19 protein-coding genes are annotated in these 19,847 nt (G+C 54.1%); 10 read left to right on the forward strand and 9 right to left on the reverse strand.

Annotation, left to right across the window (positions count from 1 at the left end; translation table 11 throughout):
* Window positions 1-51 precede the first annotated feature (51 nt).
* The 4 genes from grxC (at window position 52) to cysE (ending at window position 2,736) form a co-directional block, all read left to right on the forward strand.
* On the forward strand, window positions 52-303 hold the full coding sequence (gene grxC / locus FDW92_RS20935; RefSeq protein ID WP_003024152.1) for a glutaredoxin 3: 252 nt from the start codon (window positions 52-54) through the stop codon (window positions 301-303).
* Window positions 304-349: 46 nt separating this feature from the next.
* The gene (gene secB / locus FDW92_RS20940) at window positions 350-817 is read left to right on the forward strand and encodes a protein-export chaperone SecB (protein ID WP_003024155.1); all 468 of its coding nucleotides are present in this window, start codon (window positions 350-352) and stop codon (window positions 815-817) included.
* Window positions 817-1,836, forward strand: a complete 1,020-nt coding sequence (gpsA, locus tag FDW92_RS20945; protein WP_008786462.1) for an NAD(P)H-dependent glycerol-3-phosphate dehydrogenase — start codon at window positions 817-819, stop codon at window positions 1,834-1,836. The genes secB and gpsA overlap by 1 nt, the downstream gene beginning before the upstream one ends.
* A gap of 78 nt (window positions 1,837-1,914) precedes the next feature.
* A complete protein-coding gene (gene cysE / locus FDW92_RS20950) occupies window positions 1,915-2,736 on the forward strand; it encodes a serine O-acetyltransferase (protein ID WP_016154965.1) in 822 nt (273 codons plus the stop codon).
* Between the two features lie 93 nt (window positions 2,737-2,829).
* Here the strand turns inward: cysE and trmL are convergent, their stop codons facing one another.
* The 6 genes from trmL to FDW92_RS20985 form a co-directional block, all read right to left on the reverse strand.
* Window positions 2,830-3,303: a tRNA (uridine(34)/cytosine(34)/5-carboxymethylaminomethyluridine(34)-2'-O)-methyltransferase TrmL gene (gene trmL / locus FDW92_RS20955; RefSeq protein ID WP_003827329.1), complete on the reverse strand. Its 474-nt coding sequence runs from the start codon at window positions 3,301-3,303 to the stop codon at window positions 2,830-2,832.
* Window positions 3,304-3,349: 46 nt separating this feature from the next.
* Window positions 3,350-4,690 (reverse strand): aromatic acid/H+ symport family MFS transporter, encoded by a 1,341-nt coding sequence (locus tag FDW92_RS20960; RefSeq protein WP_042311600.1) that lies wholly within the window; start codon window positions 4,688-4,690, stop codon window positions 3,350-3,352.
* A gap of 321 nt (window positions 4,691-5,011) precedes the next feature.
* The gene (gene lldD, locus FDW92_RS20970) at window positions 5,012-6,202 is read right to left on the reverse strand and encodes an FMN-dependent L-lactate dehydrogenase LldD (protein WP_042311602.1); all 1,191 of its coding nucleotides are present in this window, start codon (window positions 6,200-6,202) and stop codon (window positions 5,012-5,014) included.
* Window positions 6,199-6,975 carry a transcriptional regulator LldR gene (lldR, locus tag FDW92_RS20975; protein ID WP_042311604.1) on the reverse strand — a complete coding sequence of 259 codons (777 nt, stop codon included), beginning with the start codon at window positions 6,973-6,975 and terminating at the stop codon, window positions 6,199-6,201. Before lldR ends, lldD begins: the two co-directional genes overlap by 4 nt.
* Window positions 6,972-8,627, reverse strand: coding sequence for an L-lactate permease (lldP, locus tag FDW92_RS20980; RefSeq protein WP_042311606.1), 1,656 nt, complete (start codon window positions 8,625-8,627; stop codon window positions 6,972-6,974). Before lldP ends, lldR begins: the two co-directional genes overlap by 4 nt.
* Window positions 8,628-8,887: 260 nt before the next feature.
* Window positions 8,888-9,250 carry a YibL family ribosome-associated protein gene (locus FDW92_RS20985; protein WP_042311608.1) on the reverse strand — a complete coding sequence of 121 codons (363 nt, stop codon included), beginning with the start codon at window positions 9,248-9,250 and terminating at the stop codon, window positions 8,888-8,890.
* A gap of 292 nt (window positions 9,251-9,542) precedes the next feature.
* On the opposite strand from FDW92_RS20985, the gene FDW92_RS20990 reads away from it, so the two are divergent.
* On the forward strand, window positions 9,543-9,749 hold the full coding sequence (locus FDW92_RS20990) for a hypothetical protein (RefSeq protein WP_003827334.1): 207 nt from the start codon (window positions 9,543-9,545) through the stop codon (window positions 9,747-9,749).
* A 12-nt stretch (window positions 9,750-9,761) separates the two neighbouring features.
* On the opposite strand, the gene mtlR is transcribed toward FDW92_RS20990, so the two are convergent.
* The 3 genes from mtlR to mtlA all read right to left on the reverse strand — a co-directional run bounded on the left by mtlR (window position 9,762) and on the right by mtlA (window position 13,634).
* A complete protein-coding gene (gene mtlR, locus FDW92_RS20995; protein ID WP_005120486.1) occupies window positions 9,762-10,352 on the reverse strand; it encodes a mannitol operon repressor MtlR in 591 nt (196 codons plus the stop codon).
* On the reverse strand, window positions 10,349-11,497 hold the full coding sequence (gene mtlD / locus FDW92_RS21000; RefSeq protein WP_042311610.1) for a mannitol-1-phosphate 5-dehydrogenase: 1,149 nt from the start codon (window positions 11,495-11,497) through the stop codon (window positions 10,349-10,351). Before mtlD ends, mtlR begins: the two co-directional genes overlap by 4 nt.
* Window positions 11,498-11,717: 220 nt before the next feature.
* Complete coding sequence (mtlA, locus tag FDW92_RS21005; protein WP_038635284.1) at window positions 11,718-13,634, reverse strand: PTS mannitol transporter subunit IICBA; 1,917 nt, start codon at window positions 13,632-13,634, stop codon at window positions 11,718-11,720.
* Between the two features lie 530 nt (window positions 13,635-14,164).
* Between mtlA and FDW92_RS21015 the strand changes: the two genes are divergently transcribed.
* The 5 genes from FDW92_RS21015 to selB all read left to right on the forward strand — a co-directional run bounded on the left by FDW92_RS21015 (window position 14,165) and on the right by selB (window position 19,676).
* Window positions 14,165-14,527, forward strand: a complete 363-nt coding sequence (locus FDW92_RS21015) for a DUF3302 domain-containing protein (RefSeq protein ID WP_042311614.1) — start codon at window positions 14,165-14,167, stop codon at window positions 14,525-14,527.
* 2 nt (window positions 14,528-14,529) lie between these two features.
* On the forward strand, window positions 14,530-15,666 hold the full coding sequence (locus FDW92_RS21020) for an HlyD family secretion protein (protein ID WP_042311616.1): 1,137 nt from the start codon (window positions 14,530-14,532) through the stop codon (window positions 15,664-15,666).
* Window positions 15,667-15,736: 70 nt separating this feature from the next.
* On the forward strand, window positions 15,737-16,345 hold the full coding sequence (locus FDW92_RS21025) for a glutathione S-transferase (protein ID WP_006687581.1): 609 nt from the start codon (window positions 15,737-15,739) through the stop codon (window positions 16,343-16,345).
* 98 nt (window positions 16,346-16,443) lie between these two features.
* A complete protein-coding gene (gene selA, locus FDW92_RS21030) occupies window positions 16,444-17,835 on the forward strand; it encodes an L-seryl-tRNA(Sec) selenium transferase (RefSeq protein WP_042311619.1) in 1,392 nt (463 codons plus the stop codon).
* Complete coding sequence (gene selB, locus FDW92_RS21035) at window positions 17,832-19,676, forward strand: selenocysteine-specific translation elongation factor (protein WP_042311620.1); 1,845 nt, start codon at window positions 17,832-17,834, stop codon at window positions 19,674-19,676. Before selA ends, selB begins: the two co-directional genes overlap by 4 nt.
* The last annotated feature ends 171 nt before the right edge of the window (window positions 19,677-19,847 follow it).

Genomic DNA, 19,847 nt, shown 5'->3' on the forward strand with positions numbered 1-19,847 from the left:
TTACCCGTCTTCTTTCATGCCGCTGGGTAAAAAGAACACTGGAGATAAGTCATGGCCAATATTGAGATCTATACCAAAGCAACCTGCCCGTTTTGCCATCGCGCAAAAGCGCTGTTGAACAGCAAGGGTGTGAGTTTCCAGGAACTTCCGATTGACGGCGATGCCGTAAAGCGTGAAGAGATGATCAAACGCAGTGGCCGTACGACGGTTCCGCAGATTTTTATTGATGCACAGCACATTGGCGGTTGTGACGACTTGTATGCGTTGGATGCGCGTGGTGGACTGGATCCCCTGCTGCGATAAGGCGTACTGAAAGTATTTAAAGGACAACACTAAGGGTTTTCTAAACATGTCAGAACAAAATAACACTGAAATGGCTTTCCAGATCCAACGTATCTATACCAAGGATGTATCTTTCGAAGCGCCAAATGCACCGCATGTTTTCCAGAAAGATTGGCAGCCAGAGGTTAAACTTGATCTTGATACCGCATCTACCCAACTGGCAGATGACGTGTATGAAGTAGTGCTGCGTGTCACCGTAACGGCTTCTCTTGGCGAAGAAACGGCGTTCCTGTGTGAAGTTCAGCAGGGCGGTATTTTCTCCATCAGTGGTATCGAAGGGACTCAGATGGCGCATTGCCTGGGCGCATACTGCCCGAACATTCTGTTCCCGTATGCCCGCGAATGCATCACCAGCCTGGTTTCACGCGGTACGTTCCCGCAACTGAACCTTGCGCCGGTCAACTTTGATGCGCTGTTCATGAACTATTTACAGCAGCAGGCTGGCGAAGGTACTGAAGAACATCAGGATGCCTGATGAACCAAAGTAATGCTTCAATGACTGTGATTGGTGCCGGCTCGTACGGCACCGCTCTTGCCATTACCCTGGCAAGAAATGGCCATCAGGTTGTGCTGTGGGGCCATGATCCAAAACATATCGCGACCCTTGAGCATGATCGCTGCAACGTCGCGTTCCTCCCTGATGTGCCTTTTCCCGACACGCTGCGCCTGGAAAGTGATTTAGCCACTGCGCTGGCCGCCAGCCGTAATATTCTGGTGGTGGTGCCGAGCCACGTCTTTGGCGAAGTGCTGCGTAACATCAAACCGCTGATGCGTCCTGATGCGCGTCTGGTCTGGGCGACAAAAGGTCTGGAAGCGGAAACAGGGCGTCTGCTGCAGGATGTGGCGCGTGAAGCGCTGGGGGATTCTATTCCGCTGGCGGTCATCTCCGGCCCGACGTTCGCCAAAGAGCTGGCGGCGGGTATGCCGACGGCGATTTCTCTGGCCTCAACGGACGATACTTTCGCTGACGATCTCCAGCAGTTGCTGCACTGCGGCAAAAGCTTCCGCGTTTATAGCAACCCGGATTTCATTGGCGTGCAGCTTGGCGGCGCGGTGAAAAACGTCATTGCGATTGGTGCGGGGATGTCTGACGGCATCGGTTTTGGCGCAAATGCGCGAACCGCATTGATCACCCGTGGACTGACCGAAATGTCGCGTCTTGGCGCGGCGCTGGGTGCCGATCCTGCCACCTTTATGGGAATGGCGGGTTTAGGCGATCTGGTGCTGACCTGTACCGACAACCAGTCGCGCAACCGTCGATTTGGCATGATGCTCGGCCAGGGGATGGACGTGCAGGGTGCGCAGGACAAGATTGGTCAGGTGGTGGAAGGCTACCGCAATACGAAAGAAGTTCGTGAATTGGCGCACCGTTTTGGTGTTGAGATGCCAATAACCGAGGAAATTTATCAAGTATTGTATTGCGGAAAAAACGCGCGCGAGGCAGCATTAACGTTATTAGGCCGTGCGCGCAAGGACGAGCTGAGTCGCCACTAGCTGTAAGGAACTGTTGAATAATAACGACCCGACCCGCGAAGAACGGGTCGGTCGTTTTGCTACCTTCTGGAGTACGCAATGCCGTGTGAAGAACTGGATATCGTCTGGAAAAACATTAAAGCGGAAGCCCGGGCACTGGCGGAATGTGAGCCTATGCTGGCCAGTTTTTACCACGCAACGCTGCTCAAGCATGAAAACCTCGGCAGCGCGCTGAGCTATATGCTGGCGAATAAGCTCGCGTCTCCAATCATGCCTGCCATTGCGATTCGCGAAGTCGTGGAAGAGGCATACGCGGCCGATCCTGAAATGATTGCTTCGGCGGCTTGTGATATCCAGGCGGTACGCACGCGCGACCCGGCCGTCGACAAATATTCCACCCCACTTCTGTATCTGAAGGGCTTTCATGCGCTTCAGGCCTACCGCATCGGCCACTGGCTATGGCATCAGGGGCGTCAGGCGCTGGCAATCTTCCTGCAAAATCAGGTATCTGTTTCTTTCCAGGTAGATATTCATCCGGCGGCAAAAATTGGCCGTGGGATTATGCTCGATCACGCCACCGGTATTGTGGTGGGTGAAACCGCTGTAATTGAAAACGATGTCTCTATTTTGCAATCCGTTACGCTTGGCGGGACCGGTAAAGCGGGCGGCGATCGTCATCCAAAAATTCGTGAAGGGGTGATGATTGGCGCGGGCGCGAAAATTCTCGGCAACATTGAAGTCGGGCGCGGCGCAAAGATTGGCGCGGGTTCCGTCGTTTTACAACCCGTACCGCCACACACTACCGCCGCAGGCGTTCCGGCACGCATTGTCGGCAAACCTGACAGCGATAAGCCGTCCATGGATATGGATCAGCATTTCAACGGGATACATCATACGTTCGAGTACGGCGACGGCATCTGATTTCGAGCCATGCACGGTGGCGCTGCGTTTACTGGGCCTACGTGGTATTTGTAGGTCGGATAAGGCGTCAGCCGTCAGCCGCCATCCGACAAATCAACTACGCAATACCGCGCCAGGATATCCCAACTGGCGCCAGGCCTCATACACCACCACCGACACCGCATTTGACAGGTTCATGCTACGACTGTCCGGCATCATCGGAATACGAATTTTTTGTTCGGCCGGCAGAGCGTCGAGGATACTGGCTGGCAGACCGCGTGTTTCCGGGCCAAACATAAGATAATCCCCATCCTGATAACTTACCGCGCTGTGCGCTGGCGTACCTTTGGTGGTCAGGGCAAACAGACGCTGCGGGTTTTCTGCGGCGACGAAGGCGGCGTAATCAGGGTGGCGCAGCACGGCGGTAAATTCATGATAATCCAGCCCCGCACGACGCAGGCGCTTGTCGTCCCAGGTAAAGCCCATCGGCTCAATAATATGCAGACGAAAGCCGGTATTGGCGCAAAGACGGATAATATTGCCGGTATTTGGCGGGATTTCTGGTTCGAATAAAACGATGTTAAGCATACTGCCCCCTTAATAACGGGGGGCAGAATAGCAGAAAGAGCGGGTACTATGCGACGGTCAGCGCGTGCGGTTTATAGCGTTGCAGTTTGTAAATTGTCGCCGCAGCAGCGAGCAGCGCGGGAAGGCTAAGGAACATTAAGATACTATCAGCCTGCCATTGCAGGGAAAGCAGCTGGGCGCTCATCATCGTTCCGGCCACGCCGCCGAATCGGCCCACTCCCTGCATCCACGCAATACCCGTCGCGCGGCAGTGGGTAGGATAGAACGTCGCAGCCAGCGTCTGTAGCCCGGACTGCGCACCGTTCATGGTAATCCCCATCAGGAAGATCAGGGCGCCGAACAGGATGATATGGTTATGCTCAAAACCGAGGGCGAGGGCAAACAGCATCGTCAGGATAAAGCCGAGTGACACCACTTTATGTGCTTCCCAGCGATCCATTAACCAACCGGCCAGCAGGATCCCCGCCGTACCGCCGAAGGTAAACAGTGAGGTTAACCAGGCCGATTCCGCCAGTGGATAGCCCATGCCCAACATCAGGGTTGGCATCCAGCTCAGCAGTACGTAATAGATAACCAGCCCCATAAAGTAGGTCAGCCACAGCATCAGCGTGCCCGGCAGCCAGGGCATACTGAACAATTGCGCCACGCTGCCTTTTTTGACCGTAACCTTGTCTTCATCCAGATAAAACTGGGTGACCTGTTCCAGACTGCCCGACATAAAGCGTTGGGCAATACGTTTCACCTGCGCAACGCTTTTACCACGGTGCACCAAATACTTAACCGACTCCGGTAGGAACAGCACTAACAGCACAGTGAGCGTCAGCGGGGCGATTGCGCCAGCGAGCAGCACGCTGTGCCAGCCGTAGTTGGGGATCAGCCAGGAGGAGATGACGCCACCGCCCGCAGCCCCTAACGGAAAGCCGCAATACATGGTGTTTATTGCCATCGAACGGCAGCGTTTGGGCGCAAATTCTGACACAAGGGTAATGGCATTAGGCATTGCCGCGCCGAGTCCAAGCCCGGTGAGAAAGCGCCAGAAGGTCAACATATTCAGCGTCTGTGCATAGGCGGTGCCGAGACTGGCGAGACCAAAGAACAAACAGGAAAAGACCAGAACGCGCTTACGGCCCATCCGATCGGAAATCGGTCCGGCTAATAATGCGCCAAATGAGAGACCCAATAATGCGGCGCTTAAAACAGGCCCGAGATCCTGCTTCTGGATGCCCCAGTCGGCAGAGAGCGTGGGCGCAATATAACCCATCGCCGCGGTATCGAAGCCGTCAATGGCTAACACCAGAAAGCCCAGGACAATAATCACCCAATGAAAGCGTGAAAAAGGACTGTCGTCTATCGCCTGCTGGATATTCACTTTACCGGAATAAGCCATGTCACCCTCGCCCGTTATGATGGTTGTTATCTACCCGTCATACTTCAAGCTGCATGTGCGTTGGCTTTCCTCGCTCACCCCAGTCACGTACTTATGTACGCTCCTGAGATTCGCTGCGTTGCCGCCTTCCTGCAGCTCGAATTATTTGGGTATCTGTATAAAATGCCCTTGTATTAGCTTGTATATACATTTGGCAGGTGGATAAAAAGTTGTCAAATATATTGGTTGTAAATGTTAACTGGTCGTTATTTTTGCATAAAAAATGGCCGGACTGAGAACAGGCCGACCATGCAGAAAACACGATTTTTACGGGAGAGAGTGTTACGCAGCGCTACCCTGAGCCAGAGGCGCTAATGCAGCAGGCAGGCTCTTACCCAGCTCCTGTACCAGAGAATCGCGGCTGATTTCGTTAATCGATTTCGCACCGGTTAAGGTCATCGCCACCTTCATCTCTTTCTCGATTAGGTTCAACAGGTTCGCCACACCGGCCTGGCCGTGGGTGGCGAGCGCGTACAGATAAGCACGCCCCAGCAGCACGCTATCCGCACCCAGTGCAATCATGCGCACAACGTCCAGACCGTTACGGATCCCGCTGTCTGCCAGAATGGTGATGTCGCCTTTCACCGCATCGGCAATGGCGGGTAGCGCGCGAGCAGAAGACAGCACGCCATCTAACTGGCGGCCACCGTGGTTAGAAACGACAATGCCATCCGCGCCGAAACGGACGGCATCGCGGGCATCTTCCGGATCGAGGATCCCTTTGATCACCATCGGGCCGTCCCAGAATTCACGGATCCACTCGAGGTCTTTCCAGGAAATCGACGGATCGAAGTTATTCGCCAGCCAGCCAATGTAATCCTCAAGGCCGGTAGGTTTGCCAAGATAGGTTGAGATATTACCTAAGTCATGTGGGCGACCGTTCAGGCCCACGTCCCATGCCCACTGCGGATGGGTAACCGCTTGCCAGTAACGGCGCAGCGCGGCGTTGGGACCGCTCATCCCGGAATGGGCGTCACGGTAGCGTGCGCCAGGTGTTGGCATATCGACGGTAAAGACCAACGTAGAGCAGCCCGCCGCTTTGGCGCGTTCCAGGGCGTTACGCATAAAGCCACGATCGCGCAGAACATATAACTGGAACCACATCGGACGCTTGATGGTCGGAGCGACTTCTTCAATTGGACATACGGAAACCGTGGAAAGCGTAAACGGAATGCCTTTGGCGTCAGCGGCAGCGGCGGCTTGCACTTCGCCCCGGCGCGCATACATTCCGCACAGGCCGACAGGCGCGAGAGCCACGGGCATGGAGAGCGTTTCGTTGAACAGCTTTGTCTCGAGGCTCAGATCGGACATATTCTTCAGCACACGCTGGCGCAGCGCCACTTCCGACAGGTCTTCGACGTTGCGGCGCAGAGTGCGCTCTGCATACGCGCCGCCGTCAATGTAGTGGAACAAGAAAGGGGGCAAAATACGTTGGGCTGCGGCGCGATAGTCGCTGGCTGCTGAAATAATCATGTGTTGTTCTCCCTGCTATTCTCACCAGGGTCACCGGGCAGGCGGGTGATACGCGCCTGGCGGGCCTGATCTTCGTCAAATTGTTTAATCGTGGTGTGGACAAAGCTGAGGTGCGCCATCATGGCCTTACGCGCGCCATCAGCATCACCGGCGACAATGGCGTCCAGCACGGCCTGATGTTGTTCTGTAAGCTGTGAAAATACGGGCGGCACAAGATACATACGTTGGCGGCTCTGTTTTACCGAAGACTGCAATACGTCGAAGAAACCGCGCATGGTCTGTAACAGCACCACGTTATGCGAGGCTTCCGCAATGGCGAGATGAAAGCGCACGTCCGCCTGTGAGGCGAGATCTGGATCTTCGCTTTGCGTAGCCTCGAAACAGAGTCTGATCTTCTCTTTGTCGGCGCTGGTGGCCCGCATGGCTGCGTGCCAGGCGGTACTGGCTTCAATGGCGTGGCGGGCTTCCAGAATATCGAAGCTGTAATCAGGATCGTCCGCCAGCAGGGTTTTCAGCGGCTGAACGATGTTTTGTTCAGACCAGGCTTCATGCTGCCAGCGAACAAACGTCCCGCCGCCGCGACGGCTGATCAACACGCCTTCACTCACCAGCTTTGCTAACGCCTCGCGCAGCGAGTTGCGCGACACGCCGAGCTGTACGGCCAACTGGCGCTCAGCGGGCAACTTCATGCCCGCCTCCAGCTGTTGTTCTTCAATCAGCGCCCGCACACGAGAAGCGACTTCGTCGGACAGGCGTCTGGGCATCACTATCATGGAATCATCCAGGTTAAGACATAGGCCTGCAGGGTGGTAATCACTCCCACCATGCAGGTGAAAATCAGGCTATGTTTCACGGTAAAGCGGAACAGATCAGACTCTTTCCCCACTAATCCCACTGCCGCACAGGCGATAGCGATAGACTGTGGAGAGATCATCTTGCCGGTCACGCCGCCGGTGGTATTTGCCGCCACCATCAGCACATCCGAAACGCCGATTTGCTGAGCTGCGGTGGCCTGCAGGGCGGCAAACAGGGCGTTAGATGAGGTATCGGACCCGGTCAGGAATACCCCCAGCCAGCCGAGGAACGGCGAGAAGAAAGTAAACGCGCTGCCAGTGTGCGCCAGGGCCAACGCCAGGGTTGATGACAGCCCGGAGTAGTTAGAGATAAACGCGAATGCCAGCACCATCCCGATGGAATAGATTGGTAGCGCCAGATCTTTCAGCGTGTTGCCAAAGGTCTGCAGCGCAGCGGACGGCTTCATCTTCAGCCAGACGATAGACAGCAGAGCGGCAAACAGAATCGCGGTACCGGTCGCGGAGAACCAGTCAAATTTGTACACCGCCGCGTAGGCTGTGGCTTCGTGTACGACCGGTGGCATACGGGCTACCAGCTTGTCGAGGAACGGAACCGGAATATTGACCACCCAGTGGTACATCGCGCCACCCGGCGCAAACAGCGCTTTAAACGGCGGTATGCTCCACAGCGTGACGGTGGCGGTCAGGAACAGGAACGGGGACCAGGCGCGGATGATTTGCCCCGCAGTGTAGCGGGTGCGCGACAGGTCCATATCGACCTGCGAAGCGCCCATATCGCCGAAGCGGAAGATACGTACCGGCTGCCAGCGTTTCAGGAACAGCGTCAGACACACCAGTGAGACCAGCGAAGAGATGATGTCCGGCAGTTCCGGCCCGATAAAGTTCGAGCTGAGGTATTGGGCGATAGCAAACGAGCCGCCAGCGACCATTACCGCAGGCCAGGTTTCTTTCACGCCGCGCCAGCCATCCATAATCGCCATAATCCAGAACAGCACGATAATCGTCAGGAACGGCAACTGACGACCGACCATCTGGCCAATCTCAAAGCTGTCCAGTCCGGTAACCTGGCCGGCAACCAGAATCGGAATGCCCATTGCGCCAAAGGCGACTGGCGCGGTATTCACGATCAAGCACAGCCCGGCCGCGTACAGCGGGTTAAAGCCCAGACCCACCAGCAGCGCGGCGGTAATGGCGACCGGTGCGCCAAAGCCTGCCGCCCCCTCAAGGAATGCTCCAAAGGAGAAACCGACGATCAGCATTTGCAGACGCTGGTCTGGGGTAATGGAGAGTATTGATGAACGGATGATGTCGAACTGCCCGGTTTTTACCGAGATTTTATAAACGAATACTGCTGCGATGATTATCCAGGCAATCGGCCACAAACCATAAAAGAAGCCGTATACCACCGAGGCCAGAGCGTGATCGACCGGCATTTTGTAGAACAGTAGGGCGACAGCCAGAGCGATCACTACCGTCCATGACGCCGCAACATAGCCTTTCAGCTTGAGCTTAATCAGGGCGAAGAAAAAGAACAGGATTGGGAGCGATGCGATCAGACTGGAAAGCCAGATGTTACCGGCCGGATCGTAGTTCTGTTGCCAGAGATTCATTGCAGGTCTCCTGGGGGCCTTAGACATAATGAAATGAGTCTTTGCTCATCTCTTCGTCACATTATGTGTAAAAGTGGCCCTGCCAATATTGTTGTGTAGGGGTAATGACAATGAATGGTTAATCAGATGTTATTTATTGGCAACGGTATTGTACGCGAATTTTAATGAAATGTGAGGTGATGGTAGGATCTGGTTATAATTGGTAGGGCCAATTGGCGGGGCAGGAAAGACCGGGCAAACGGATGTTGCCCGGCAGGAGATCAGAACTCGGTTTTTGCAAAGCCTGTCATCTCTTTCAGGCCCATTTCACGGCCAAGTTCGGTCATCGGGTGGACGACAATCAGGCCACGTACGCTTTTCTTCAGCTTGCCCATGTCGGCCTGTTCTTTTTTGCTAATGGCACGGCGGAAGGGAAGTTTCGTTAGCTTTTGCGCTTCTTTGCTCAGCTTCTGGCCGTGGACTTCACGCAGGCGCGCGATCTCGGTTTCCAGGGTTTCTTTCTCTTTTTCCAGCTCGGCATATTTGTCTGCTGCTTCAACCAGCGACAGGTCAGCCTGCTGATGGCGGATAGCGTCCAGACGATCGCTCAGGCGTTTAATTTCGTTTTTTTCGACTTCTTTCATAGGATAGCTTCTGATAAAAATAGAATGTATATCCTATAGTATGCGCGCAGAGCGGGATTCTTCACAACAAATCGAAGATAAATAATCAAATGCCGCAAGTATTAATCAGCTAATGATAATATTACGCTTTTGATTGATAAGGAATTTTAAGCAATAAGATCGGCCATGGCGCTTTCTGTTGGCGGGTTGATAGCGAAGCACGTTTTCCTCAATATAATCGCCCAACCGATCCTAAACTTAAATGATCAACCGCGCAGGCTAAGCGTGGTTAATACATGGAGGAGGGAAGATTATGGCGAAAATAGGTGAGAATGTTTCGGTCCTTATTGATAAGACTGTTGATTTCATGGCCTCAAGCCAGGCTTTTCGCGAGTATCTGAATAAAACACCGCCGCGCAACGTTGTCCCTTCTGAAATACCGCAGGAGAATGCGCAGCTGTATCTGCAACGTCTGGCGTACTATCGACAGCTGTATCGACCGCAGCAGGAAGAGAAATAAGCCTGCATGGACTTATTTTTGAAAGGCTTTTTTTAAGCTGATTTTAGAAATCAGCTCGGTCAGGGAAAGTACCATCGTGGAGCGTACCATTTGCTGGTAGCGCTGGATCTGCATGGCGTGCAAACCTGAGTCTGAGGTATCAAACTGTGGCGGCGGCGGGAGTGCCGTCACGCAGTGAAGCTCGCCAAACGGCCCGAGAATCTCGTCGTCGGTAAACGCATATTCATTGCCGTCGTGATTCAGCTCTTCCCGCAGCGCCATCAGAAGCTCCGCATCTTCATACTCCGGGCGGCTGAGTACGCCCAGACCATAGATTAGCTTCAAACGAACCGAAAGATCGCCTAATGGACCGTCGCCGTCGAGCAACGGTTCTACGGCATATTTCACCGCATAGTCATCTTTGCGAAATACCTGAAGCACAAGGATATTCACCGCCTCAGTGAGCAGTTCTACGGCGGTGATGAGGAAGCTGCGTACGGTTTTGCCAGCATTCAGACGCTCAAGCACACGATTTTCAAAGGCCTGCGTTTGTTCCATTATTGCCTGCATATCTGACAATCTGTCATTCGGGCGCAGGCTGACCTGCGCCACATTCTCTATCATTTGGTCGCGTTATATGCGTTAACCGCCTCCGCCACCACATCACTGTTGGCATCCAGACCGGATACCTGCGCCAGCGCGGCCTGTGGACCTTTTTCGTCAATCAGCGCGGCCAGTTCCTGTGCCTGCGGATCTTCTTCACTGCGATAGTGCATTGCAGCAGCAATACCGGTAACCAGATTAACGTGCGGCAAACCATACTCCAGCGTGCCCAGCAGCGGTTTAATCAGGCGGTCGCCCGCGCTCAGTTTACGCAGCGGCTGACGTCCTACGCGCTCAACATCATCTTTCAGATACGGGTTTTCAAAACGACCGAGGATTTTCTGAATGTATGCTGCATGTTTAGCTGCATCAAAGCCATAGCGTTTGATCAGTACCGCGCCGCTCTCTTCCATCGCACCTTTGACCACTGCGCGGATTTTCTCGTCGAGAATCGCGTCACGGATGGTCTGATGACCGGTCAATTTTCCGAGGTACGCGGTTATAGCATGCCCGGTGTTCAGCGTGAAGAGTTTACGTTCGACAAATGCCATCAGGTTATCAGTTAATTCCATTCCCGGGATGTTTGGCAGCTCGCCTTTGAACTGCGTTTGGTCGACAATCCACTCGCTGAATGTTTCAACGGTAACTTCCAGCGGATCGTTGGTCGCAGAAGCAGATGGCGGCACGATGCGATCCACGGCGGAATCGACAAAGCCAACATGTTCTTCAACCCAGCCTTTGTCTTCATCTGCCAGCGCGTTCATGACGTGGCCTTTCAGCTGTGTGGTTCCGCGCACCATGTTTTCACAGGCAATGATATTCAACGGGGTAGAGATGCCCTGCGCTTTGCGTTTTACCAGCCCTTTAGCGATGGCCGGAGCGATACGCTCAAGCACAACCGGACCCACGGCAGTGGTGATTAAATCAACGTGGGCAATCAGGTCGACGACATCATCGCCGATGCTGCTGACGGCGTTGACGCCGGAAACGGTATCAACCTGCTCGTTTTCACCTACAACATGAACCTGATAGCTATGACGGGCATTCAGGGCATCGAGCACGACCTGGTTTACATCCGCAAACGTCAGCTGTATCCCCGCGTCCGCCAGCAGTTTGCCGATAAAGCCACGACCGATATTACCTGCGCCAAAATGTAATGCTTTCATAGTATTAACCTTCATTAATGTTTTTACCCAAGAGGGCTGGGGTGAGGCTTTTCCCTCAACCTAACCCTCTCCACAAGGGAGAGGATATCGCCTTCATATTTCGAACTGCAGATGCGTTGGCTCTCCTCGCTCACCCCAGTCACGTACTTATGTACGCTCCTGGGGATTCACTGTGTTGCCGCCTTCCTGCAGCTCGAACTATTTTGGGGATACTTAACTGTTAAGCTTTTTTACCTGCCAGCAGTTCCAGAACTTCATCCACGCTGGTGGTATGGGCCAGACGTTCGATCACGGATTCATCATCCAGCGCGTTGGTCAGGCTGGTGATGACCTGGATGTGCTCATTGTTACGTGCGGCGATACCAATGACCAGACGGGCAATATCGTCTTCTTCTTCACCGAAGCGTACGCCTTCCGGGTACTGGCAGAACACCACGCCGGTTTTCAGCACGCGATCTTTGGCTTCTACCGTACCGTGCGGTACTGCGATGGATTCACCGAGGTAAGTCGGCGTCAGTTTTTCGCGGTCCAGCATGGCATCGACGTATTCCGGCTCAACATAGCCGCCTTTCACCAGTTGTTCACCGGCAAAGCGAATCGCTTCTTCTTTGTTAGAGGCTTTCCGGCCAAGGAAGATATTTTCCGCACCCAGCTTGAACAGGTGGGTATCACCCTCATCAAAGCTGTCTTTCAGATGATCGCGGACTTTCTCTTCGTTCACGTTGTGGCGCTGTGCAGCGACCAGACGTTCGGTCAGGCTGGTATACAGACCGCTGTCGAGGAAGTTAGTCAGCGAGATGTGCTGTGCCTGAGGCACCTGACGCATCGCACGTTCGGTCAGGTCACGGTGGGTAATGACCAGATCCACATCCGGCGGCAGATTGTTAATCGCGCTGTTGGTGACGGAAATCTGAGACAGACCCGCATCCTGCACTTTCTTACGCAATACGCCTGCGCCCATGGCGCTGGAACCCATACCGGCATCGCAAGCCACGATGATTTTACGTACATGGCTCAGGTCGTTGGTTACGTCGCCAGCCGCCAGCGGAGATGCGCCTTTAGATTCCGCTTTCATGTCCTGCATACGACGGGTCGCCGCATCAATATCGTCTTCTTCTTTCACTTTGCTGGTTTTCAGCAGAATGGCTGAGACCACAAAGGAGACCGCCATGGCGGCACAGATAGCGGCGATGTTAGCGAAGTAAGCCCCCTTCGGCGTCATCGCCAGTACGGCCAGGATAGAACCCGGAGAAGCCGGAGAAACCAGACCGCCGTTCAGGATGGTCAGGGTGAATACGCCAGTCATACCGCCAAGGATAACGGCCAGGATCAGACGTGGGTTCATCAGCACGTACGGGAAGTAAATTTCGTGGATACCACCCAAGAAGTGGATGATAGCCGCGCCGCCCGCAGACTGCTTAGCGCTGCCGCGACCAAAGAACATGTACGCCAGCAGGACGCCCATACCCGGACCTGGGTTAGCTTCAATCAGGAAGAAGATGGATTTGCCCATCTCATGGGACTGCTGAATACCCAGCGGTGAGAAAATACCGTGGTTGATGGCGTTGTTGAGGAACAGGATTTTTGCCGGTTCAACGAAGATAGACGCCAGCGGCAGCATGTCATGGACAACCATGAAGTTAACGCCTGCCGCCAGAATTTTGGACAGACCTTCAACCAATGGGCCAATGCCGAGGAAAGCCAGGATGGCGAGGATCATACCGATGATGCCTGCGGAGAAGTTATTCACCAGCATCTCAAAACCGGATTTGATCTTACCGTCTACCCAGTTATCGAATTTCTTGATGCAGTAGCCGCCCAGCGGGCCTGCGATCATGGAGCCAAGGAACATCGGCATATCCGCACCGACGATAACGCCCATGGTGGTGATAGCACCAACCACGCCGCCACGCTCACCGCCTACCAACTTACCACCGGTATAACCGATCAGCAGCGGCAGCAGATAGGTGATCATCGGACCGACCAGCTTCGCCAGCGTTTCGTTCGGCAACCACCCTGTCGGAATAAATAATGCGGTGATAATACCCCACGCGATAAACGCGCCGATATTTGGCATCACCATATTGCTGAGGAATCGACCAAAGCTTTGCACCTTGATCTTAATATCGGATGACATAAAAACACCCCTTCTTATGTTTGCTATCGCGCAGGCTGAAAGCCCGAGGTTTGTTAATGTAGCGGCAGGAGGTAGCCGGACCCTGTAGATACTGCGAAATCTGGCACTGAATCGTTCAACTGTCCAGTCGACGGCCTTTTATGTGATGTTTGTCACGTAAATATAGGGTGTGTGGCGCTAGTTAATGTGACTCCAATCACAAAACACCGGTACAAAAAAACATCACAGCGCAAGAAATCGCTAAAAATGGCGGTTAAATGTGAACTTGTTCACGTTTTTGTATTTGCTGTTTGTTGGATTTTTGTGATGTGATTCACAAAGTATTTTTGTCTCGGTTTAACCAAATGTGATCTGCGACGGGTTCTGGAACTCACATTTTTCTTGCCAAATAAAGCAACTTAAAACCAGAAAAAATATTTTTTTTATGGTATGGCGAAAACCGCAAACTGCAGTTATGTTCAAAGCATCAGCCAGGATGCATACGGCTGCCGGCATAAAAAAACTCTAATTAGCGTGAATTCGAGGCAGGTATGTTTCTAAATTATTTCGCGTTAGGCGTGCTGATCTTCGTTTTTCTGGTTCTGTTTTACGGAATCATCGCCATCCATGACATTCCCTATAACATCGCTAAAAAGCGCAACCATCCCCACGCCGATGCTATCCACACGGCAGGGTGGGTAAGTCTTTTTACGTTGCATGTTATTTGGCCGTTCCTGTGGATTTGGGCCACGCTCTACCAGCCCGAAAAGGGGTGGGGAATGCAGTCGCACATCACGCCGACCGGAAAGGAACCTGACCCTGAGATAGCCGTGCTGGCAGCGCGCATCGCCCAGTTGGAAAAAAAGCTGGATGGGGAAAAAAGAATCGATAACTCCACCTTTCCGGAGATTTAATCATGGATTTGTTAATTGTCCTGACTTATGTGGCATTCGCCTGGGCCATCTTTAAAATATTCCGTATTCCGGTAAACCAGTGGACGCTTGCCACCGCAGCATTAGGTGGGGTGTTTATTGTTGCGGGACTCATCTTATTAATGAACTATAACCATCCATATACCTTTACGGCGCAAAAAGCGGTTATTTCAATTCCCGTCACCCCACAGGTCACAGGAATTGTTAGTGAGGTGACAGATAAAAATAATCAGCTGATTAAAAAAGGCGAAGTGTTATTTAAACTCGATCCTGTGCGTTATCAGGCGCGGGTTGACAGACTCCAGGCTGACCTGGTCACCGCGACCCACAATATCGACAATTTGAAAGCGCAACTGTTGGAAGCGGTCGCGAATACCACTCGCGTGTCTGCGGAACGTGACCGCCTGTATAAAGATTATCAGCGTTATTTGAAGGGTAGTCAGGCGAAGGTTAACCCGTTTTCCGAAAGTGATATCGACAATGCCCGCCAGAACTATCTGGCTCAGGATGCGCTGGTGAAAGGCTCAGTAGCGGAACAGACCCAGATTCAGAGCCAGTTAGACAGTATGGTCAATGGTGAGCAATCCCAGGTCGCCTCCCTGCGCGCCCAGCTTGCCGAAGCCAAATATAATCTTGAGCAGACCGTTGTGCGTGCGCCCAGCAACGGTTACGTGACGCAGGTGCTTATTCGCCCGGGGACTTACGCCGCCGCGTTGCCTCTGCGACCAGTTATGGTATTTATTCCTGAACAAAAACGGCTAATCGTGGCGCAATTTCGCCAGAACTCACTGCTGCGTCTTGAGCCGGGCGATGAAGCCGAAGTGGTATTCAACGCGCTGCCAGGCCAGGTGTTCAGCGGCAAACTAACCAGTATCCTTCCCGTTGTGCCGGGAGGTTCTTATCAGGCGCAGGGGGCATTACAGTCCTTAACGGTGGTGCCGGGGACCGATGGCGTATTGGCAACCATTGAACTGGATCCGAATGCCGATGTGGAGGCGCTGCCGGACGGTATCTATGCCCAGGTGGCGGTCTATTCCGACCATTTCGCCCACGTGTCGGTGATGCGTAAAGTGCTGCTGCGCATGACCAGCTGGATGCATTATCTTTATTTGGATCATTGAGAACGTCATCACCTGCCATTTGCGCTGTCCTGAGCCATACTGATATTTTTGTTGGCAAAAAGGACCCGGCATGAAACTCATTGGCAGCTATACCAGCCCTTTTGTGCGTAAAATTTCTATTCTGTTACTGGAAAAGGGCATCACCTTCGAATTTGTAAATGAACTCCCCTACAACGCGGATAGCGGCGTGGCGCGCTATAACCCGTTAGGAAAAGTGCCCGCGCTGGTTACTGATGAGGGTGAGTATTGGTTTGATTCTCCAATCATCGCGGAATACATAGAGCTGCTGGATATTGCGCCAGCTATGTTGCCGCGTGAACCGCTGGCGGCGCTGAAGGTACGGCAGTTGGAGGCGCTGGCAGACGGCATTATGGATGCCGGTTTAGTCTCGGTACGCGAACAGGCTCGCCCCGCCGCACAGCAGTCAGAAACAGAGTTGTTACGCCAGCGGGAGAAGATCACCCGCAGTCTGGATGTGCTGGAAGGCTATCTGGCGGACGGTACGCTGAAAACTGATACGGTTAACCTGGCCACCATTGCGATTGCCTGCGCTGTCGGCTATCTCAATTTCCGTCGGGTCGCGCCCGGCTGGTGTGTGGACCGCCCGCGTCTGGTCAAACTGGTGGAAACGCTCTTTCAACGCGAAAGTTTTGCCCGTACGGAACCGCCAAAGGCTTGATACACGTTATGTCCGCCTGAGCAAAGTCACGATACAATCCTTCCTATATCGATAGCCCTCTCCGCGGTGGAGAGGGCCACCAACAGCCAGGCCCTTTCATGACAACCGACATGCGTTCACTCTACAGCCAGCTTCCTGCTATCGATCGTCTATTGCGCGATAGCGCTTTCTCCGCCTTACGTGAATCCAACGGTCATACCCGGGTAGTTGACCTGCTGCGTCACATGCTCGACGAAGCCAGAGAAGCCATTCGCGACGCCCACGCGCTCCCGGCATGGTGTGAGGACTGGGCGCAAGAAGCCAGAGCCCGGCTGGAACGTGAATCGCAAAGCGCGTTGCGTCCAGTGATTAATCTGACCGGAACGGTGCTGCATACTAACCTGGGTCGTGCGTCGCAGGCCGAGGAAGCCATCGATGCGGTGGTGCAGGCGATGCGCACGCCGGTGACGCTGGAATACAGCCTGGATGATGCCGGGCGCGGACATCGGGATCGGGCGTTGGCGGATTTACTCTGTCGCCTGACGGGGGCCGAAGACGCTTGTATCGTGAATAACAATGCGGCAGCGGTTCTGCTGATGCTGGCCGCCACGGCTAACGGCAAAGAGGTGGTCGTTTCGCGCGGTGAGCTGGTGGAAATTGGCGGCGCGTTTCGTATTCCTGATGTGATGTGTCAGGCCGGATGTACGCTACGCGAAGTGGGGACCACCAACCGCACCCACGCGAAAGATTACCGCCAGGCGGTGAATGAAAATACCGGCCTGCTGATGAAGGTGCACACCAGTAATTACAGCATCGAAGGCTTTACGAAGTCGGTGGATGAGGCTGAGCTGGCCGCCATTGGCCGGGAGCTGGATGTTCCGGTGGTGGCGGATCTCGGCAGCGGTTCACTGGTCGATCTCAGTCAGTATGGTTTGCCGCAGGAGCCGATGCCGCAGCAACTGATTGCCGCAGGCGTGAGTCTGGTGAGCTTCTCTGGCGACAAACTGCTGGGGGGGCCGCAGGCCGGAATTATCGTTGGTAAAAAAGAGATGATCGCTCGCCTACAGAGCCATCCGCTGAAACGTGCGTTACGGGCAGATAAAATGACGCTGGCGGCGCTGGAAGCAACGCTGCGTCTGTATCTGCACCCGGAAGCGCTGGCGGCGAAGTTGCCGACGTTACGCCAGCTCACCCGCTCGCAAGAGGCGATTTACGCGCAGGCCCAGCAATTACAGGCGCAGCTTGCCGATCGTTACAGCGACGAGTTTGCTTTGAATGTGATGCCTTGCCTGTCGCAGATTGGTAGCGGTTCGTTACCCGTTGACAGGTTACCCAGCGCGGCATTGACCTTTACCCCGCATGACGGGCGCGGTAGCCGCCTCGACGCACTGGCCGCCCGCTGGCGTGCGCTGCCCGTGCCGATCATTGGGCGAATTTATGATGGCCGCATGTGGCTGGATCTGCGCTGCCTTGAAGACGAGACCCGGTTTATGGAGATGATGCTGAAATGATTATTGCAACCGCCGGACACGTTGACCACGGAAAAACAACGTTATTACAGGCAATTACGGGCGTGAATGCCGACCGTCTGCCGGAGGAAAAAAAGCGTGGCATGACCATCGATCTCGGCTATGCCTACTGGCCGCAGCCGGATGGGCAGGTGTTGGGGTTTATTGATGTTCCCGGACACGAAAAGTTTTTGTCCAACATGCTGGCGGGTGTAGGCGGTATCGACCACGCGCTGCTGGTCGTCGCCTGTGATGACGGCGTGATGGCGCAAACGCGTGAACATTTGCAAATTCTGCAACTGACGGGCAATCCGCAAATCACCGTGGCGCTTACAAAAGCCGATCGCGTGGATGAGGAACGCATCAATACGGTGCGTGAAGAGGTACGCACCACGCTGGAAAACTATGGTTTTGCCGATGCGGCTCTGTTTGTGACTGCCGCCAGTGAAGGCCGTGGGATCGAAGAACTGCGCGACCATTTATTGCAATTAACCTCACGCGAGCATGCCCGCGATCACAGCTTCCGCCTGGCGATTGACCGTGCTTTTACGGTCAAGGGCGCAGGGCTGGTGGTGACCGGGACGGCGCTCAGCGGTGAAGTGAATGTCGGGGATACGCTGTGGCTGACGGGCGTCAACAAGCCAATGCGCGTACGTAGCCTGCATGCGCAAAACCAGGCCACTGAGCATGCTCATGCCGGGCAGCGTATTGCGCTGAATATTGCCGGTGATGCGCAAAAAGAAGAGCTTAACCGCGGCGACTGGCTGCTTTCCGATGTCCCGCCAGAGGCTTTTAACCGCGTGATTGTCTCTTTAGAACATGCCGCGCCGCTGACGCAGTGGCAACCGCTGCATATTCACCACGCGGCCAGCCATGTCACCGGGCGCATCTCACTGCTTGAAGGAACGCTGGCGGAACTGGTGTTTGATACACCGTTGTGGCTCGCCGATAACGACCGCCTGGTGCTGCGCGATATTTCTGCCCGCACGACGCTGGCTGGCGCACGCGTCGTCACGCTCAACCCACCGCGCCGCGGAAAGCGTAAACCGGAATATCTGCAGTGGCTGTCGGCGCTCGAAAATGCACGCAGCGACGGCGACGCCCTGGCGCTGCATCTGACGCGTGGGGCGGTGAATATTCCTGACTTTGCCTGGGCGCGCCAGCTCAACGGCAATGGGATGCGCCCGTTGATTGAGCAACATGGTTTTATTCAGGCGGGGTACAGCCTGTTGAATGCGCCCGTTGCCGCGCGCTGGCAGCGAAAAGTCCTCGATACGCTGGCGACCTATCACGAACAGCACCGTGATGAGCCAGGGCCAGGGCGCGAACGCCTGCGTCGTATGGCGTTGCCGATGGAAGATGAAGCGCTGGTATTGCTGCTGATTGAAAAGATGCGCGAGAGCGGCGCTATCCATAGCCATCACGGTTGGCTGCATTTGCCGGATCACAAGGCGGGTTTCAGCGATGAACAGCAGGCTATCTGGCAAAAAGCAGAACCGCTTTTTGGCGATGAGCCGTGGTGGGTGCGCGACCTGGCAAAACAAACGGGAACGGATGAGCAAATGATGCGCGTGGCATTACGACAAGCGGCGCAGCAAGGCATTATTACTGCGATCGTGAAAGATCGTTATTACCGTAACGATCGGATTGTGGCCTTCGCCAACATGATCCGCGAACTGGATCAGGAGAAAGGATCGACCTGCGCCGCCGATTTTCGCGACAGGCTTAATGTGGGGCGTAAATTAGCTATCCAGATTCTGGAATATTTTGACCGGATTGGTTTTACGCGTCGTCGCGGAAATGATCATTTATTACGCGATGCATTACTGTTTCCTGAAAAATAATGAAACAATTAATTCAGAAATCAAATGAATTAATACAATATATATATTGATTGAAATCAGCACATTAGATTATGAACCTAATGTGCTTTTTTATTCTGAATGTTATTAAAATAACAACCTCGATCATATTTTGTTGGAAATTTCACACGTATGCTTCCTGACTCTTTTGAG

Source organism: Citrobacter sp. wls706 (assembly GCF_005281305.1).
Taxonomy (GTDB): Bacteria; Pseudomonadota; Gammaproteobacteria; order Enterobacterales; family Enterobacteriaceae; genus Citrobacter; species Citrobacter werkmanii.

Bases quoted from the DNA above. Each gene is read 5' to 3' on its own strand.
- grxC (WP_003024152.1), top strand. From the start codon at position 52: ATGGCCAATATTGAGATCTATACCAAAGCAACCTGCCCGTTTTGCCAT.
- secB (WP_003024155.1), top strand. From the start codon at position 350: ATGTCAGAACAAAATAACACTGAAATGGCTTTCCAGATCCAACGTATC.
- gpsA (WP_008786462.1), top strand. From the start codon at position 817: ATGAACCAAAGTAATGCTTCAATGACTGTGATTGGTGCCGGCTCGTAC.
- cysE (WP_016154965.1), top strand. From the start codon at position 1,915: ATGCCGTGTGAAGAACTGGATATCGTCTGGAAAAACATTAAAGCGGAA.
- trmL (WP_003827329.1), bottom strand. From the start codon at position 3,303: ATGCTTAACATCGTTTTATTCGAACCAGAAATCCCGCCAAATACCGGC.
- FDW92_RS20960 (WP_042311600.1), bottom strand. From the start codon at position 4,690: ATGGCTTATTCCGGTAAAGTGAATATCCAGCAGGCGATAGACGACAGT.
- lldD (WP_042311602.1), bottom strand. From the start codon at position 6,202: ATGATTATTTCAGCAGCCAGCGACTATCGCGCCGCAGCCCAACGTATT.
- lldR (WP_042311604.1), bottom strand. From the start codon at position 6,975: ATGATAGTGATGCCCAGACGCCTGTCCGACGAAGTCGCTTCTCGTGTG.
- lldP (WP_042311606.1), bottom strand. From the start codon at position 8,627: ATGAATCTCTGGCAACAGAACTACGATCCGGCCGGTAACATCTGGCTT.
- FDW92_RS20985 (WP_042311608.1), bottom strand. From the start codon at position 9,250: ATGAAAGAAGTCGAAAAAAACGAAATTAAACGCCTGAGCGATCGTCTG.
- FDW92_RS20990 (WP_003827334.1), top strand. From the start codon at position 9,543: ATGGCGAAAATAGGTGAGAATGTTTCGGTCCTTATTGATAAGACTGTT.
- mtlR (WP_005120486.1), bottom strand. From the start codon at position 10,352: ATGATAGAGAATGTGGCGCAGGTCAGCCTGCGCCCGAATGACAGATTG.
- mtlD (WP_042311610.1), bottom strand. From the start codon at position 11,497: ATGAAAGCATTACATTTTGGCGCAGGTAATATCGGTCGTGGCTTTATC.
- mtlA (WP_038635284.1), bottom strand. From the start codon at position 13,634: ATGTCATCCGATATTAAGATCAAGGTGCAAAGCTTTGGTCGATTCCTC.
- FDW92_RS21015 (WP_042311614.1), top strand. From the start codon at position 14,165: ATGTTTCTAAATTATTTCGCGTTAGGCGTGCTGATCTTCGTTTTTCTG.
- FDW92_RS21020 (WP_042311616.1), top strand. From the start codon at position 14,530: ATGGATTTGTTAATTGTCCTGACTTATGTGGCATTCGCCTGGGCCATC.
- FDW92_RS21025 (WP_006687581.1), top strand. From the start codon at position 15,737: ATGAAACTCATTGGCAGCTATACCAGCCCTTTTGTGCGTAAAATTTCT.
- selA (WP_042311619.1), top strand. From the start codon at position 16,444: ATGACAACCGACATGCGTTCACTCTACAGCCAGCTTCCTGCTATCGAT.
- selB (WP_042311620.1), top strand. From the start codon at position 17,832: ATGATTATTGCAACCGCCGGACACGTTGACCACGGAAAAACAACGTTA.